The sequence below is a fragment of the Methanoculleus sp. DTU007 genome, from assembly GCF_001512385.1.
Taxonomy (GTDB): domain Archaea; phylum Halobacteriota; class Methanomicrobia; order Methanomicrobiales; family Methanoculleaceae; genus Methanoculleus; species Methanoculleus thermophilus.
Window position 1 is genome coordinate 1 of sequence record NZ_LFRO01000085.1, and the last position, 332, is coordinate 332.

The window sequence follows — 332 nt, forward strand, 5'->3', positions numbered from 1 at the left end:
GTGGATGTCCCGCTGGGGATTGAGGTCGGTTTCAAGAACACCGGAAACGTCGTGGTGACCCCCGAGATCACCGCCGTCATCTCCCGGGACGGGTCGGTCATCGACACCGTTACCTGGGCCGAGACGTCGGTCCGTCCGGGGACCACGGAACAGATCGTCGTGCGCTGGCCGAACGATGGGTTCCCCACCGGAACCTACCAGGCGAACGTTATGGTCTCGCTCCGTGGCGAGGTACTGGCAGACGAGAACCGCACCTTTGAAATCCTGCCGCTGGGGTCCCTGACCCGGCAGGGTGAACTGACCGATCTCAACTATGACGGAGCGCTCGTCGT

At 63.3% G+C, this 332-nt stretch carries 1 protein-coding gene; it reads left to right on the forward strand.

Annotated features, from left to right (window positions below; all coding sequences use genetic code 11):
• Window positions 1-332, forward strand: a 332-nt coding sequence (locus ACI94_RS09085; protein WP_286681340.1) for a hypothetical protein, incomplete at both ends; no start/stop codon positions are given.